The sequence below is a fragment of the Pseudonocardia sp. D17 genome (assembly GCF_036984265.1).
Classification (GTDB): domain Bacteria; phylum Actinomycetota; class Actinomycetes; order Mycobacteriales; family Pseudonocardiaceae; genus Pseudonocardia; species Pseudonocardia benzenivorans.
In genome coordinates, this window is sequence record NZ_BPRG01000140.1 from 1 (window position 1) to 13,526 (window position 13,526).

At 73.9% G+C, this 13,526-nt stretch carries 10 protein-coding genes; 3 read left to right on the forward strand and 7 right to left on the reverse strand.

What is annotated here, in order from left to right; genetic code table 11:
* Nucleotides 1-64: 64 nt before the first annotated feature.
* Entirely contained in the window at nucleotides 65-1,204 is a 1,140-nt protein-coding gene (locus PSD17_RS21380; RefSeq protein WP_103382735.1) for an 8-amino-7-oxononanoate synthase, read from the reverse strand.
* A 120-nt stretch (nucleotides 1,205-1,324) separates the two neighbouring features.
* Between PSD17_RS21380 and PSD17_RS21385 the strand changes: the two genes are divergently transcribed.
* A complete protein-coding gene (locus PSD17_RS21385; protein WP_013674960.1) occupies nucleotides 1,325-2,104 on the forward strand; it encodes a class I SAM-dependent methyltransferase in 780 nt (259 codons plus the stop codon).
* A gap of 105 nt (nucleotides 2,105-2,209) precedes the next feature.
* Here PSD17_RS21385 and PSD17_RS21390 read toward each other — a convergent pair whose 3' ends face one another.
* Nucleotides 2,210-3,523, reverse strand: a complete 1,314-nt coding sequence (locus PSD17_RS21390; RefSeq protein ID WP_339124279.1) for an adenosylmethionine--8-amino-7-oxononanoate transaminase — start codon at nucleotides 3,521-3,523, stop codon at nucleotides 2,210-2,212.
* Nucleotides 3,524-3,576: 53 nt separating this feature from the next.
* On the opposite strand from PSD17_RS21390, the gene PSD17_RS21395 reads away from it, so the two are divergent.
* The gene (locus tag PSD17_RS21395; RefSeq protein ID WP_041761226.1) at nucleotides 3,577-4,440 is read left to right on the forward strand and encodes a PaaX family transcriptional regulator; all 864 of its coding nucleotides are present in this window, start codon (nucleotides 3,577-3,579) and stop codon (nucleotides 4,438-4,440) included.
* A 131-nt stretch (nucleotides 4,441-4,571) separates the two neighbouring features.
* Nucleotides 4,572-5,918 carry an MFS transporter gene (locus tag PSD17_RS21400; protein WP_339124280.1) on the forward strand — a complete coding sequence of 449 codons (1,347 nt, stop codon included), beginning with the start codon at nucleotides 4,572-4,574 and terminating at the stop codon, nucleotides 5,916-5,918.
* Between the two features lie 68 nt (nucleotides 5,919-5,986).
* On the opposite strand, the gene dnaE is transcribed toward PSD17_RS21400, so the two are convergent.
* From dnaE to PSD17_RS21425, 5 genes are all read right to left on the reverse strand, one after another.
* On the reverse strand, nucleotides 5,987-9,544 hold the full coding sequence (gene dnaE / locus PSD17_RS21405) for a DNA polymerase III subunit alpha (protein WP_013674955.1): 3,558 nt from the start codon (nucleotides 9,542-9,544) through the stop codon (nucleotides 5,987-5,989).
* Nucleotides 9,545-9,829: 285 nt separating this feature from the next.
* Nucleotides 9,830-11,011, reverse strand: a complete 1,182-nt coding sequence (locus tag PSD17_RS21410; RefSeq protein ID WP_339124282.1) for a glycosyltransferase — start codon at nucleotides 11,009-11,011, stop codon at nucleotides 9,830-9,832.
* A gap of 61 nt (nucleotides 11,012-11,072) precedes the next feature.
* Nucleotides 11,073-12,026 (reverse strand): hypothetical protein, encoded by a 954-nt coding sequence (locus tag PSD17_RS21415; RefSeq protein WP_013674953.1) that lies wholly within the window; start codon nucleotides 12,024-12,026, stop codon nucleotides 11,073-11,075.
* Nucleotides 12,023-12,742, reverse strand: coding sequence for a DUF998 domain-containing protein (locus tag PSD17_RS21420; RefSeq protein ID WP_339124283.1), 720 nt, complete (start codon nucleotides 12,740-12,742; stop codon nucleotides 12,023-12,025). Before PSD17_RS21420 ends, PSD17_RS21415 begins: the two co-directional genes overlap by 4 nt.
* A gap of 96 nt (nucleotides 12,743-12,838) precedes the next feature.
* Nucleotides 12,839-13,519, reverse strand: a complete 681-nt coding sequence (locus PSD17_RS21425; RefSeq protein WP_103383164.1) for a hypothetical protein — start codon at nucleotides 13,517-13,519, stop codon at nucleotides 12,839-12,841.
* Nucleotides 13,520-13,526: the final 7 nt, after the last annotated feature.

Sequence of the window (13,526 nt, forward strand, 5' to 3'; positions counted from 1 at the left end):
GCGACCGCGGCGGTGACGACGGTCTTGCCGACGTCGGTCCCGGTCCCGCTGACGACCAGGACGCTCACGAGGCCGCCAGCACCTGCACCAGCACCCGGCGGGCGAGGTCGAGGTCGGCGTCGGTGAGGTCGGCGCGCGCGGTCAGCCGCAACCGGCTCGTCCCCGCGGGCACCGACGGTGGCCGGAAGCACCCGACCCGTACCCCGAGCTCGGCGCAGCGCTGCGCGGCGGCGAACGCACGCTCGGGCTCCCCCAGCACCACCGGCACGACGGCCGACGGCGGGGCCGCCACCCCCGCGGCGTCGGCGAGCGCGGCCGCGGCGGCGAGGACGGCGGCGGGCAGGCCCGGCTCGTCCTGCAGCACCTGCAGGGCCGCCAGCGCGGCGCCGACGGCCGCGGGCGCCAGACCCGTGTCGAAGATCATCGTGCGGGCGGCGTCGACGAGGTGCTCGACGACCCGGCGCGGCCCGAGCACCGCCCCGCCCTGGCTGCCGAGTGCCTTGGACAGGGTCACCGTGAGCACGACGTCGTCGGCGCCCGCGAGACCCTGCTCGGCGGCCAGCCCGCGGCCCCCGGCCCCGCGCACTCCGAGGCCGTGCGCCTCGTCGACGACGAGCACCGCCCCTCGCGCCCGGCACACCGCATGCAGCTCCGCGAGCGGGCAGAGGGTGCCGTCGGCCGAGGTCACGGCGTCGGTGACGACGAGCGCCCGCGGTTCGGCGCGGGCGGCGAGGGCGGCGTCGACGGCTGCGACGTCGGCGTGCGGGGTCACCACGACCCGGGCCCGGGAGAGCCGGCAGGCGTCGACGATCGAGGCGTGGTTCGCTCCGTCGGACACGACGAGCGAGCCCGCGCCCGACAGCGCCGTCACGACCCCGATGTTCGCCGCGTAGCCCGAGGAGAAGACGAGCCCGGCCTGGGTCCCGACGAACGCGGCCAGCGCGTCCTCCAGCTGCGCGTGCAACGTCGTGCTCCCGGTGACCAGGCGCGAGCCCGTGGAACCGGCACCCCACGTGCGCAGCGCGGCGACCCCGGCGTCGACGACGCGCTTGTCGCGGGAGAGCCCGAGGTAGTCGTTGCCCGCGAGGTCGAGCAGGGGTTCCTCGGCCGGGCGGTGGCGCAGCGCGCGGCGCAGGCCGGCCGTGCGCCGCCGCGTCGCGGCCTCGTCCAGCCAGTCCAGCGGGTGCTCCGGTGCGGCGTCCACGTCGGCGACCCTATGTGCCCGCCGCCGCCTGGCGCATGTGACGTCCGAGGCGTTCGGGTGGGAGTCATACTCACCGGGTGATCGCCCGCGGGCGGGCCCGGGCGGCGGCGAAGGAGCGCGATGAGCTGGCAGATGGTCGACGAGGGCTGGGGCCGCAGGGCCGTCGACTGGGCGACGCTGGCCGAGCCGCACGCCGTGCGGGAGTACGTGTTCGTGCACCGGCTGCTCGACGTCCGCCCCGGCGTGGACCTGCTCGACGTCGCCTGCGGCGCGGGGCTCGCCCTGGAGCTGGCCGGGATCGCGGGGGCGCGGTGCGCGGGCATCGACGCGTCCCCGCGCCTCGTCGAGGTCGCGCGGCTGCGCAACCCGGGCTGCGACATCCGCGTCGGCGACATGGCCGACTCCGGGTTCGCCGACGCCTCGTTCGACATGGTCACGAGCTTCCGCGGCATCTGGGGTACGACCCCTGGCGCGATCGCCGAGGTCGCCAGGGTGCTGCGCCCCGGCGGCACCGTGGCGCTGACGTTCTGGGGCGACATGGCCGCGACGCCGGGTGGCCGGCTGCTGGCCCCGTTCCGGCTCGCGACGCAGGAGCAGGTCGGTCACCAGTCGGCGATGGTCGCGCTCAAGCAGCCCGGCGCCGCCGCCGCGTTCCTCTCGTCCGCCGGGTTGGAGCCCGGTGAGCTGTTCGAGGTCCCGTTCGTCATGGAGTACGCCGACCCCGAGCACTACATCCGCGGGCTCACCGCCAGCGGCCCGGCCTACGAGGCGATCCAGACCGCGGGCGAGGAGGCCTTCCGGGCCGCCTGTCTGGAGGCGGTGCAGCCGTTCGTGCGCGACGGCTTGCCGATCCGGGCGACGGTCCGGCTCTTCGGGATCGTCGGGACCAAGCCGGCCTGATCCCCCGCGCCGTCGCGCCGATGAGGTCCGGCGCTGACGTCCGCCACTCACCGGACCGGGACTCGCGCAGGTTCGGGCAGGCGGCCGTCGGGCCGTGGCCCCGACTCACCCCGCCGCGGCGGCGGCGCACACGCCCGCGGCGATCGTCGCGATCTCGGCGGGGGTGCAGACGTAGGGCGGCATCGTGTAGACGAGGTCGCGGAACGGGCGCAGCCACACCCCGGCGCCGACCGCCGCGGCCGTGGCGGCGGCCACGTCGACCTCGTGGTCGAGCTGGACGACGCCGATCGCGCCCAGTACGCGCACGTCACGCACTCCCGGCAGGGACCGCGCGGGCGCGAGCCCGGCACGCAGGCCGTCGGCGATGGCGCGCACGCGCCCGCGCCAGTCGCCCTGGCGCAGCAGGTCGACCGACGCCTTCGCCACCGAGCACGCCAGCGGGTTGCCCATGAACGTCGGGCCGTGCATCAGGACGCCGGCCTCGCCGTCGGAGATGCCGCGCGCGACCTCGGGGGTGCACAGCGTCGCCGCCAGGCTGAGGTACCCGCCGGTCAGCGCCTTGCCGACGCACATCACGTCGGGCGCGACGCCCGCGTGCTCGGCGGCGAACAGCTCACCGGTGCGGCCGAACCCGGTCGCGATCTCGTCGAAGACGAGCAGCACGTCGTTGGCCAGGCACAGCTCGCGCAGCACGTGCAGGTACCGCGGATCGTGGAAGCGCATCCCGCCCGCGCCCTGCACGACCGGCTCGACGACGACCGCGGCCAGCTCGTCGGCGTGCGTCTCGACGAGCCGGGCCAACTCGGCGACGTAGCCGGTCTCGAACGCGACCGGCGGCGCCGGGGCGAAGACCTGCTGCGGCAGCACGTCGCGCCACAAGGAGTGCATCCCGCCGTCGGGGTCGCAGACGCTCATGGCACCGAAGGTGTCGCCGTGGTAGCCGCCGCGCCAGGTCATGAGCCGGTGCTTGGCGGGTCGCCCGCGCGAACGCTGGTACTGCAGGCACATCTTGATCGCGACCTCGACCGACACCGAGCCGGAGTCGGAGAAGAACACGTGGGCCAGCTCGCCGGGGGCGATCTCGACGAGTGTGCGCGCGAGCGCGACGGCCGGCGCGTGGGTCAGGCCCCCGAACATGACGTGGCTCATCGTGCCCAGCTGGGCGGTGACGGCGGCGTCGAGCGCGGGGTGGCGGTAGCCGTGGATCGCGGCCCACCACGACGACATCCCGTCGACGACCTCGACCGGCCCACCGGCGGTCGCGAGCCGCAGCCGCACCCCGGTGGCCGACTCGACGACGAGCGGCGCCACCGTCGCCGGCATGGGCGCGTAGGGGTGCCACACGAGGTCCCGGTCGACGGTCGAGAGGTCGAGGGCAGAGGGGGCGACGGGGCCGGTGCCGACGTCGTGAGAGGTCACGGCACACGAGCCTAGTGAGCGACGCGGGCGGGGCCGACTACCCTGCACGGACCATGTCCGTCGCAGCCGAGGAGTCGTCCGGAACCCGTCCGGCGTTGTCCCGTCGTCGTGAGCTGGGTGCGGCGAGCGCGCGGTCGATGCTCCTCACCGTGCTCGGCGAGTTCGTGTTGCCGCGCGAGGAGCCGGTCTGGACGCAGGTGCTGGTCGACGTGCTCGGCCGGCTGGGCATCGAGCAGAAGTCGGCACGGCAGGCGTTGGCGCGCACGGCCGCCGAGGGCCTGCTGACCTCCGACCGCGCGGGCCGCCGGGTCCGCTGGTCGCTGTCCGCGGCGGGCCGCAGGCTGCTCACCGACGGCGCCGCGCGCATCTACGGCTTCGGCACCCCCGGTCCGGAGTGGGACGGGCGCTGGCTCGTACTGCTGGTCAGCGTGCCCGAGTCGCGCCGGCAGCTGCGGCACCGGCTGCGCACGCGGCTGGCCTGGGCCGGGATGGGCTCGCCGTCGGCGGGCGTGTGGATCTCCCCCGACCCCGGCAAGCAGGACGAGGTCGCCGAGGTCGTCCGTGATCTGGGGCTCGACGAGGTGACCAGCTCGTTCGTCGGGCCGTTCGGCGCGATCGGCGAGCAGGCCGCGATGGTCGCCCAGGCGTGGGACCTCGCCGAGCTCGAGTCCGCCTACGAGGAGTTCATCGCCGACTTCGGCGACGACGGCCCGGCGGACCCCGACGCGATCATGGTCCGGCAGATCCAGCTCGTGCACGCGTGGCGCCGCTTCCCGTTCCTCGACCCCAAGCTGCCCGGCGAGCTGCTCCCCCGGGCCTGGGCGGGGGCCAGGGCGGCGGAGCTCTTCGAGTCGCTGCACTCACGCTGGGACGGGCCCGCGACCCGGCACTGGCAGCAGCTCTCGGCACTCGACTGACGCGTTTCGTCCGGAAAGCACGTTTCGCCCGACCTTCCGTTTGACACTCGATCGGGTGGCGCTGAGCCTCGCAGCACCCGGCAGCGCCGCCGTGGCCCTGCCGGCTCGTGACAGCTGATCGGGGAGCTGCGATGACCAGTGCGGACGCCGGCCCGACGACGACAGGGCCCCAGACCCTCCACAGAACGCAGCGACGACGCGCAGTCGTCGCCAGCACCGTCGGTACCACGATCGAGTGGTACGACTTCTTCCTCTACGGAACTGCGGCGGCACTCGTCTTCCCACACGTCTTCTTCCCCGGCTCGGAGCCGTACGCCGGGATCATCGCCTCGTTCGGCACCCAGTTCGTCGGTTTCGCCGCCCGGCCGGTCGGTGCCGCGATCTTCGGCCACTACGGAGATCGGATCGGCCGCAAGGCGACGCTCGTCGTGACCCTCCTGATCATGGGGATCGGCACCGCCCTCATCGGGGTGCTGCCCGGCTACGTCGCGATCGGCGTCGCCGCACCGATCCTGCTCACCGTGCTGCGGCTGCTGCAGGGTGTCGCGGTCGGTGGTGAGTGGGGCGGCTCGGTCCTGCTCGCGATGGAGTGGGGCTCGCAGAAGCGCCGCGGGTTCATGGCCAGCTGGCCGCAGCTCGGCGTGCCGCTGGGGCTGTTGCTGTCCACCGGGATGGTGCAGCTGCTCTCGTCGACGACCGGCGAGTCGTTCACGACGTGGGGCTGGCGCATCCCGTTCCTCGCCAGCATCGTGCTCGTCGGCATCGGGCTCTACGTGCGGCTGCGGGTCCTGGAGTCGCCGGAGTTCACGGCGGTCCGGCAGAAGCAGGCCGTGGCACGCCGGCCGTTGCTCGAGGTCATCCGCACCCAGTGGCGCGACATCCTGCTCGCGGCCTTCGTCCGGATGTCGGAGCAGGCGCCGTTCTACCTGTTCGTCACGTTCGTGCTGACCTACGGCACGAGCAAGCTGAAGCTCGAGCGCAGCGGTCTGCTCAACGCCACCCTCGTGGCCGCGGCGATCGGGCTGGTCAGCGTGCCGCTGTTCGGCTACCTGTCCGACCGGATCGGGCGGAAGCTGATGTACGGCATCGGGGTCGTGGCGACGGGCGCCTTCGCCTTCCCCTACTTCGGGCTGCTCGACTCGAAGATCTCGGGGCTGATGCTGCTCGCGATCGTCGTCTCGCTGATCTTCCACGACATGCAGTACGGCCCGCAGGCCGCGCTGATCGCGGAGGTGTTCGGCACCAACGTCCGCTACTCCGGCGCCGGGCTGGGCTACCAGCTCGCCTCGGTCATCGCGGGCGGCCCCGCGCCGCTGATCGCGGCGGCCATCCTGGCGAGCACCGGGTCGAGCACCGGAATCTCCTGGTACATCGTCGGCTGCGCGGTGGTGTCGATGATCGCGCTGGTCCTCATGCCCGCCGCGGGTGCCACCCGCACACCGGCGCCGGCAGCGCAGGCGGCGAGCACGAAGACCTGACCCCGGCGACCGCCGGTGGGCCCGTGGCGTGCCCCGCGTCGGGACGACGCCGCGCCGCCCGGGGGCGCTCAGCCGCCGAGGCAGCCCGGTCCGAGCAGCGCCTTGAGGTCGCCCATCAGCGCGGAGCTCGCGGTGACGCGCAGCGCGTCGTCGAGCCGTAGGACCGTGGTGCGGGTGCCGTTGACCAGGCTCAGGTGCACCGGCCGCGAGCCGGGGTGACTGGAGAGCACGTCCTTGAGCTTGGCGACGACGGGCGGTGTGCACCGGGTGGCCGCGAGGCTCACCGCGACCGGCGAGGAGTTCTCCTCCCCCGCCGCCGCCAGGTCGGGCACCGCGAGGTCGTTGGCGATGAGCGAGACCCGGTCGTCGCGCTTGGAGACGCGGGCCTTGACCAGCACGATCGCGTCCTCGGCCACGTCGATCCCGACGACCTGGTAGCAGCGCGGGAAGAACAGCACCTCGATGCCACCGGCGAGGTCCTCGATCTGCGCCGACGCCCAGGGCTCGCCGTTCTTGTTCACCCTCCGGTTGACGCCCGCGAGGATGCCGCCGACGGTGACCTGCGCGCCGTCGCCGACCGTGCCGTCGAGGATGTTCTGGATCGGGGTGTCGGCCTTCGCCGCCAGCACCCCCTCGACGCCGTGCAGCGGATGCCCCGACACGTAGAGCCCGAGCATCTCGCGTTCGACGGCGAGCCGGTGCTTGGTGTCCCACTCGTCGGTGGGGACCTTGACGTCGAAGATCCCGGCCAGCGCGGGGTCGGAGTCGTCGCCGTCGCCGCCGTCCATCGAGCCGAAGAGGTCGAACTGGCCCATCGACGCGGCCTTCTTCGTGCTCATCACCGCGTCGATCGCGTCGGCGTGGACGAGCAGCAGGCCCTTGCGGGAGTGCCCCAGCGAGTCGAACGCGCCCGCCTTGATCAGCGACTCGATGACCTTCTTGTTGCAGACGACCGCGTCGACCTTGCGCAGGAAGTCGGAGAAGTCGCTGAACGCGCCCTTCTCCTTGCGGGCCGCCACGATCGCGTCGACGACGTTGAAGCCGACGTTGCGGATCGCGCCGAGGCCGAACCGGATGTCGTCGCCGACGGGGGCGAAGTTGCGCACCGACTCGTTGACGTCGGGCGGCAGCACGGTGATGCCCATGCGGCGGCACTCGGCCAGGTAGACGGCGGCCTTGTCCTTGTCGTCGCGGACGGACGTGAGCACCGCGGCCATGTACTCGGCCGGGTAGTTGGCCTTGAGGTAGGCCGTCCAGTAGGACACGACGCCGTACGCGGCGGAGTGCGCACGGTTGAAGGCGTAGTCGGAGAACGGCAGCAGGATGTCCCACAGCGTCTTGACCGCGTCCGCGGAGTAGCCGTGGTCCTTCATGCCCTGGGCGAAACCCTCGTACTCCTTGTCGAGGATCTCCTTCTTCTTCTTGCCCATGGCCCGGCGCAGCAGGTCGGCCTTGCCGAGGGTGTAGCCCGCGAGCTTCTGGGCGATCGCCATGACCTGTTCCTGGTAGACGATCAGGCCGTAGGTCTCGCCCAGGATGTCCTTGAGCGGCTCGGCCAGCTCCGGGTGGATCGGAGTGACCTCCTGCCGCTTGTTCTTGCGGTCGGCGTAGTCGTTGTGCGCGTTGGCACCCATCGGGCCGGGCCGGTACAGCGCGCCGACGGCGGAGATGTCGTCGAACTCGGTGGGGGCCATGCGGCGCAACAGGTCGCGCATCGGGCCGCCGTCGAGCTGGAACACCCCGAGGGTGTCGCCCCGGGCGAGCAGGTCGTAGGTCTTCGGGTCGTCGAGCTCGACGTCCTCGATGACCAGCGGCGGCTTGCCGTTGAGCTCGATGTTCTCCAGCGCGTCGTCGATGATCGTGAGGTTGCGCAGGCCGAGGAAGTCCATCTTGAGCAGCCCGAGCGTCTCACAGGCGCCCATGTCGAACTGCGTGATGATCGCGCCGTCGGCCTCGCGGCGCTGGATCGGGATGACGTCGAGCAGCGGCTTGCTCGACATGATCACGCCCGCCGCGTGCACGCCCCACTGCCGCTTGAGGCCCTCGAGCCCGCGTGCGGTGTCGATGATCTCGCGGACCTGCGGGTCGGCCTCGTAGAGCGCGCGGACCTCGGTGGCCTCGGAGTAGCGCTTGTGCCCCGGGTCGAAGATGCCCGACAGCGGGATGTCCTTGCCCATGATGGCGGGCGGCATGGCCTTGGTGATCCGGTCGGCCACCGAGTAGCCGGGCTGGCCGAAGAGCACGCGCGCCGAGTCCTTGATCGCGGCCTTCGCCTTGATCGTGGAGTAGGTGATGATCTGCGCGATCCGGTCCTCGCCGTACTTCTCCGTGGTGTAGCGGATCATCTCGCCGCGCCGACGTTCGTCGAAGTCCATGTCGATGTCGGGCATCGAGATGCGCTCGGGGTTGAGGAAGCGCTCGAAGATCAGCTTGTGCTTGATCGGGTCGAGGTCGGTGATCCCGAGGACGTAGGCGACGAGCGAGCCGGCGGCCGAGCCACGCCCGGGCCCGCACCGGATGCCGACCTTCTTGGCGTGCTGGATGAGGTCCGCGGTGACGATGAAGTAGCCGGGGAAGCCCATCTGGATGATGACCGACAGCTCGTACTCGGCCTGCTTGCGGTACTGCTCGGTGACGCCGTTCGGGAAGCGCCGGTGCAGCCCCTTCTCGACCTCCTTGACCAGCCACGACTCCTCCGTCTCCCCCTCGGGGACGGGCGCGCGCGGCATCAGGTCCTGGCCCTCGGTGAACGAGACGTCGACGCGCTCGGCGATCAGCAGCGTGTTGTCGCAGGCCTCGGGGTGGATCGGGTCCCACTGGGCGCGCATCTCGGCGGCGGACTTGAGGTAGAAGTCCTGCGCGTCGAACTTGAAGCGGTTGGGGTCGGCGAGGGTCTTGCCCGTCTGCACGCACAGGAGCACCTCGTGCGGCTTGGTGTCCTCGGCGTAGGTGTAGTGCAGGTCGTTCGTCGCGAGGCCCGGCAGCCCGAGCTCCTTCTTGAGCCGGAACAGGTCCTCCTGGACCCGCTTCTCGATCTCGATGCCGTGGTCCATCAGCTCGCAGTAGAAGTTGTCCCTGCCGAAGATGTCCCGGTAGTCGCTCGCGGCCTGGCACGCGTCGTCGTAGCGGTCCTGCTGCAGCAGGCGCGCGACCTCGCCCGACGGGCAGCCCGTCGTCGCGATGATCCCCTTGCCGTAGGTCTCCAGCAGCTCGCGGTCCATGCGGGGCTTGTAGTAGTAGCCCTCGAGGCTGGCCAGCGACGACAGCCGGAAGAGGTTGTGCATCCCCTCGGTGTTCTCGGCCAGCAACGTCATGTGGGTGTACATCTCACCCGGGTTGTCGTCGCTGACCGTCTGCCCGCCGAGCGTGGCGCGCTTGCGTTCGTGGCGGCTGCCCGGCGACAGGTAGCCCTCCATGCCGATGATCGGCTTGACCCCGGCGGCCTTGGCCTTGCGCCAGAACTCGTAGGCGCCGTAGACGTTGCCGTGGTCGGTCATCGCCAGCGCCGGCATGCCCATCTTCGCCGACTCGCGGAACAGGTCGTCGAGCCGCGCGGCCCCGTCGAGCATCGAGAACTCGGTGTGGGTGTGCAGGTGGACGAAGCTGTCCGTGCTGGCGGCTGTCATGGGGACCCGTCTGCTCCGTCCTCGCGCCCGGGAGCGCGGTGCCGTCGGGCGCCCTCGGGGCGCGTGCCGTGATGCCGTGCGATGACCTCCCGCCGGCGTGCCGGGGCGACCGGTGGAAGGGCTTCAGATTAGCCCCGCGCACCGACGGTTCCGGCCACCCCCGGCGCCGTGGCGGGTATCCCCTGCTGGCGGCCCCGGCCCGCGTGTCGGGGGCGGGCGCCGGCCCCGCACGGCCCCGTCACGGCACCCGGCACGACGCCGTCGGAGCGCCCGTCACCACGCCCGTCACGCCGCCCGGACCGGCACCTCGACGCGCCCGGCGGCCCGCGCGTAGACCTCCTCGAAGCGGTCGAGCGTGGCGTCCAGCGCGTGCCCGGCGACGATCTCGCGGCTCGCCGCGCCCATCCGCGCCCGCGTCGCCGGGTCGGCCAGCAGCGCACCCAGGGCGGCGGCCAGCCCGTCGACGTCACCGGGGGTGTAGAGCCACCCGTTGCGCCCGGGCCGGACCAGGTGCGGCAGCGCCATCGCGTCGGCGGCGACGACGGGCTTGCCCGCGGACATCGCCTCCAGCGTCACCAGGCTCTGCAGCTCGGCGATCCCCGGCATCGCGAACACCGTGCAGCGGCGGTAGGCCTCGACGAGGGTCGTCTCGTCGACGAACCCGTGGAACGTGACCCGCTCCGCGAGGCCGAGCTCGCCGGCGAGCGCGGTCCACGCCGCGCGCCGCGACCCGTCGCCGACGATCTCCAGCCGCGCGCCGAGGCCCGTCGGCAGCGCCGCGACGGCGCGCAACAGCTCGTCGACGCGTTTCTCCTCGTCGAGCCGTCCGACGAACAGCACCGTCGGCGTCGGCGACTCGACCCCGCCCGCGTACCGCGCCGAGTCGATGCCGCAGGAGATCGGGAGTACGCCGTCGATGCCCGCCGCGTCGGCGAGCAGGCCCGCGGCGCGTTCGGTCGGCGCCGTGACGACCGAGGCCCGGGAGAACACGCGGGCCAGGTCACGCCACGCCCAGCGGGCGGCGGCCTGCTGCAGCGCGGCCGGGACCCGGGCGTGGCCGAAGAGGTTCTCCGGCATGAAGTGGTTGGTCGCCACGAGCGGCACCCCGGCCCTCGACGCCGCGACCGCGGTCCCGCGGCCGACGACGAAGTGCGCCTGGACGTGCACGACGTCGGGCGCGAGGTCGGCGACGAGCGCCGCCGTCGCGGGCGAGGCCTGCCAGGGCAGGCAGACCCGGAAGGTCTCGTGCAGCGGGTAGCGGTGCGAGCGGACCCGATGCACCCGCACGCCGTCGGCTCCCGGGCGGGCGGGCTCGCGGTGGGCGGTCGCGTCGGGCGACGGGGCGACGACGTGCACGTCGTGCCCGCGGCCCGCCAGCCCGCTCGCGAGTCGCTCGGCGAAGCGGGCGGCCCCGTTGATGTCGGGTGGGAAGGTGTCGGCGCCGATCAGGATCCGCAGCGGACGCACGGCGGTACCTCGCTCTCTCTCGGATGGTTCTGGACGTCGGTGCAGGTGGGGAGCGCGGGGGTCAGGAGCGACCCGCGGGGACCAGGGAGCCGGACACGGCGGCGCGGGCGACCCGCTGCTGCGCGCGGCGGTGCACGGCGTCGGGGTGGTGGCGGGCCAGTGCGAGCACGCCGGTCGCGGCGGCCACCGCGCACCCGGCCATGCCGAGCGCGGTGCCGGTCGCGGTGGCGGCACCCTCACCGAGCAGGACGACCCCGAGCACGACGGCGACGACCGGGTCGACCACCGTCAGGCACGCGACGACGAGCTCCGGGGGACCGGCCGCGAACGCCTGCTGCACCAGCCACCCGCCGGCGAGCAGCGCGACGGCGATGCCGCCGACGAGGCCGGCGAGGTCGAGGGCCGGCGCACCGGCGGCGACCCGCTCGGCGAGCGCCCGGACGAGCGTCGAGACCAGGCCGAAGGCCGTCGCACCCGCTGCGGCGCAGGACACGCAGCGCACTCCCGGGGTGCGGGCCCGCGCCGCGAGCGCCGCGAGGGCGAGTACGACGATCCCGACCCCGGCACCGGCGATCGCGAGCACCCGCGGGTCGGCGGCGCCGCTGACTGCGCTGCCCGCGGCCAGCGCCACGAAGCCCGCGACGCCGGCGACGCACAGCGCGACGGCCAGGACCACGGCTGTCGGTACCCGGGCCCCGGAGGCCCTGGCGGCGAGCAGGACGGCGATCGGGACCGCCAGCACCCCGATCGGCTGCACCACCGACACCGGCGCGACCACCAGCGCCAGCGCGTGCAGCGCCGCGCCGGCGGCGGCGAGGCCGAGACCCACCAGCCAGCGGGGGCGGCGCAGCAGCGCCGCGAACCCCCTGGGATCGAGCCGCCCGGTCGCCGCGCCGTGACCGGCCGGCACCCGGGCCTCGCCGGCGACCGCGCGGTGCTGCAGGACCCCGCCGACGGCGAAGCACCCCGCCGCGACGACCGCCGCGGCCACGGCGAGGACCGTCAGCGTGCTCATCGACCCGCCCCCACGGACGACACGGCGGGCACGGTGGCGGCGGGCACGGTGGCGGCGGGCCCGGCCGGGAGCAGCGCGGGACGCGGGCGCAGGGCGCGCGCGATCACCGGCAGCAGGACGATCACCAGGGCGTAGAGAACACGCTCCACCAGCCCGAGCAGGGGGAATCCGGGTGAACCCAGCATGACGATCGGGACATGACCGAGCAGGAACGCCGCGTCGAGCGCGGCCGTCGCGACGGTCAGCCGGACCAGTAGCACCGGCCGTTCGCCCCGGGCCACGAGCCCGCGGGCGACGACCAATGCGAGCACCGGGGCGAGCCCGAGCACGAGCGCGCCGCCCCAGCGGTGGACGACCGCGGACACGTCGGCGGGCGCGCCGGCGACGTTCGTCGGGAACGCCGCGACCAGTCCGAGCCCGACGACCCACGCGGCCGTCAGCGCGGCCAGCACCGGCGCCCCCGGCAGCCGGGAACGCCACGCCGCGACCGCGACGAACAGCCCCGCGAACGCCAGCGCCGCGGCCGACACCGCCAGCAGCGCGTAGCCGTCGGGCGCCGCGACGTAGTCGCTGACGGTCTGTGCGAGCGGGTTCACCGACCCGGCCCCGACGACGTGCAGCACCAGCACCGGGACGGCCGCGACGAGCGCCGCGACCGTCACCGCGCCGGCGAGGCCGGATGCGTGCCCGGCCGTCGAATCCCCCCGAGTCGCCATGCCGCCGACGCTTCCAGCGGACGGCTCGCTACGACATCCGGGTGACCACCCAGTCGGACTCCGGAATTCCCCCGGTCCGTCTCGGGGGTCCGCTGGTCAGGAGGTCGGGACCGGGCCGTCGTCGGGCAGCGGGTCGGCCCGCTCGGTCTGTTCCGGGAGCAGCGGCGCGAGCGCGAGGTCGGCGAGCCGCGCACCTGCGGGAGCGGCCTGCACCGCACGCACCCCGGGCCGGGTGGCGAGGGCCTCGAGGACCGTCCGGTCGGCCTCCACCACCAGCGCGACGACGCAGCCGCAGCCGGGCCGGGCGAGCGCGGCCTGCTCGGCGGCGGCGACGGCGCCGGGACGTCCGGTGCGGCGGTCGGCGTCGGCCTGCGCGGCCAGCGCCGCGCGCTGCCGCGCGGTGTCGACGGCCGTGGCGGGCGGGACGCCGTCGTCGAGGGGCTCGAAGCGCAGCGCTGTCTGCACCCGCGGCAGCGGGACCCGCCACACGACCTCGGCGAGGGTCCCGTCGGCGGCCAGCGCGACGGCCTGCGGACCGGTGACCTCCGCGTCGAGCTGGACCAGCGCGGGAACCGTCACGCCGGGTGCGGGCAGGTCACCGGGCAGCGTCGCGAGGTAGTCGGCGACGGCGGTGCCCGGGTCGGGCCCGAGGCGGACCGAGCCCGTCGCCGACGGCGGCGGACCCGACGACGAGGGCCGCGATCCGGCGTACCACGCCACCCCGAGCAGCACCGCGAGACAGGTGACGTACAGCAGGATGCGACGGCGCGTCGTCACGGCCGGT